Raw genomic sequence first — 2,431 nt, 5'->3', positions numbered from 1 at the left:
AAGGGTACGCACGGGAGAGGGTCCTGCCAATTCTTGTCACCCTAATCACCTACATCCGCACTCGGTCTTGGCCAGGGTTATGATCATGGCCCTTCTTCATGTTGAAACGTATGTGTTCGATTTCTCTGGATCCCCTTCTGCCTTCTCGTTTTGTGAACGCAGATGGGCTGTAAGGGTGGGAAGGCTTTACTGGTCCTGAGGTGCCTGGCTGGATGTGGCGCCCACAACATTGAGTCCATTATTGGAGCTACCTCATAAGCGGATGTTTTTGTCAAGACACAACCTCAAGGAAGTTTTATTCGTTAAGGCCGCGATTTTTAAACTTTAATTTTCGGGTAGCTACTTATAATGGGCGATATATTATATTTGGGATATGTGAAAAATGATGCTATCAGGCTACAAAAATTTCGAGTCTGATGCATCTACCAATGTCGCCACCCCGGCAGAGCAAACGACAAGTGTAGCTGTCCCCATTGACGATGGTTGTGTAGCCCTTCGGATATATTTGGGGTGTGAGAAAATTTCTCTTGTCTGGTGGTGTGATCTGGGCTAAAATTCGCAGCTCTTCTGGCTACGTAGCTCAGTTGGTTAGAGCATCGCACTCATAATGCGAGGGTCCCCTGTTCGAGTCAGGGCGTAGCCACCACAATTCAAAGCCTTTCGGAGCGCATGGATGCGCTCGAAACGTCTCTATCCCCCCTTCTCTCTCTGCATTCCTTGGTGTCGCTTCGATTGGTGCCTGTCTGGAGATGCCAGGTTGGTCTAAATTATCCAACCACCTGCAGCCTCCGGTTGGGGCGTCTGTTTCTGGTCTTCCTTCCTCGCCGAATACTGCCGTCGGTTCTCAAGCGAATCCCAGCATCAAATGTTTTGGTGTGGATGCTTTCGGTCTGGGCATGATTTGATGAGTCAACGCGGTGGCGCCAAGTCGGGTGCTTTGATGCTCGACAGCCCCGCGCTGCGCGACTTAACCTAAACGGTCTAGTGGCCTGGGCTATCGATGCCTTGGGCTTGCGGTCAAGCTATGTTCACAGGTGTCAAATGCTCAAAGACTGGTCCGACGTCTACCTCATCGGCGTTCCCGAAATCGATCAACAGCATCAGGGTTTTTTTGCGGCATCGCATCGATTGTACGAGGGAATCTTGGATTTGGAGGGCAAGGCTGCCGTTGGGCCGGCGATAGCCTTCATGCGCACCTATGCCGAAGAGCATTTCCGTACCGAGGAAGCGTTCATGCGGCTGCATGCCTATCCCGGCCTCAAGGATCATCTGTATCAGCATGCTGCTTTTTTTCGGCGCCTGGGAGAGCTGGAAAACGATCTGATGATTTTTGGCCCGAGCCAGCGGCTGGCGGATCGAGCTTTAGATATAACCCAGGATTGGCTGATCGACCACATTGCGGATGAAGACATGCTGTATGCGCTGCATGTCAAAGACGGTGCGCGCAAATTGCAGGATTAGTGGTTGGCAATGCTTCTGTCGGCTGGTGTGAGCGTCCTATTCATATTAATGGTGGCGGGGAATAGGTTATAGGGCGCTTGCCATCGTGTGGTTTTAATTGGACGTATTCAAAAAGTCTATTGCTTCCTTCTCGTTCGTGCAAGTCCCGCCAATCCAAGTAAAGCCGAGCCAAACAGCCAGCTGGCTGCGGGTAGAGGTACTGATGAGGAGCCGGCGGAAAAAGTGGCCTCTAAAGAATCGCCTTGCGTCGTCAGTGTGAAGGTTCCTGCAGTGCTCTGGTATTTGGGGTCTATGCTGGATATCGTCCCGCTGATTGCTACGAATAGATAACCTGATCTTTGATCGTATTGGGTGATTTCGGTTGCCGTGAATTTAAGCGTATCATTATTGTAAGACCATATTGTTTTGCCGGCTACGTCATCGGGATTCCAGCTGAAGCCGTTGAATTCTGTGAGAGCCTTTGAAGCGTCGTGGAATGGGAAATCTGACGTCGATGCGAGATACATCTCGGAGAGATCTTCAGTGGCGTTGGATGTGTAGACCTCGGAGAAGGTTATGCTTGTGGCGTTGAGCATGGAGGCGTTCAGGGTCATTATGCCGCTGAACGACACGGTGCCGTTGATGGATGATATGGTCGCTGCGTTCGTTACGCCCGCTATCGAAATTAGGAAAAGAACTGCTGCTGCTTTGAATATTCTCATGGGGGTCGGTTCCGGCGTTCTTTAATGTGCTGGGTGGAATTTAAATGTTCCTGGGCTATATTTGAATAAGCAAAAGTTGAGCCAAAACATTGGGTGTTGTGCCGGGTTTGAGCTTTGTATTTTTTGTTTTTCAGATACAGCGTCTTAGTTTGGTTTTTAGGAAATAGGGCTGTTTTGGCCAGGGCTTTGAAGGTCACGTAAGGTGAACATCCTGGCCCCAGCTGTCTTCGGGCTCGCCCGCTGTCGACTCGTTCGTCTGCACGGTGGCC

The 2,431-nt window shown here is 50.6% G+C and carries 3 protein-coding genes and 1 tRNA gene; 2 read left to right on the top strand and 2 right to left on the bottom strand.

Going from position 1 to position 2,431, the window contains the following annotated elements; all coding sequences use genetic code 11:
- The first annotated feature begins 569 nt into the window (after positions 1–569).
- Together D779_RS20475 and D779_RS20470 are read left to right on the top strand one after the other, a co-directional pair.
- Positions 570–646 (top strand) — tRNA-Met (locus tag D779_RS20475).
- Positions 647–1,041: 395 nt separating this feature from the next.
- Positions 1,042–1,461, top strand: coding sequence for a bacteriohemerythrin (locus D779_RS20470; RefSeq protein WP_043758243.1), 420 nt, complete (start codon positions 1,042–1,044; stop codon positions 1,459–1,461).
- 116 nt (positions 1,462–1,577) lie between these two features.
- On the opposite strand, the gene D779_RS22500 is transcribed toward D779_RS20470, so the two are convergent.
- Positions 1,578–2,162, bottom strand: coding sequence for a VPLPA-CTERM sorting domain-containing protein (locus D779_RS22500; RefSeq protein ID WP_157726491.1), 585 nt, complete (start codon positions 2,160–2,162; stop codon positions 1,578–1,580).
- On the bottom strand, positions 2,159–2,431 hold a 273-nt coding region (locus D779_RS22495), incomplete at its 5' end, for a hypothetical protein (RefSeq protein WP_232424263.1). The genes D779_RS22495 and D779_RS22500, both read right to left, overlap by 4 nt.

It is taken from the genome of Imhoffiella purpurea (genome assembly GCF_000585215.1).
Classification (GTDB): domain Bacteria; phylum Pseudomonadota; class Gammaproteobacteria; order Chromatiales; family Chromatiaceae; genus Imhoffiella; species Imhoffiella purpurea.
The sequence above is the reverse complement of the archived record's forward strand: the minus strand, read 5'-3'. Positions and strand labels throughout refer to the sequence as shown.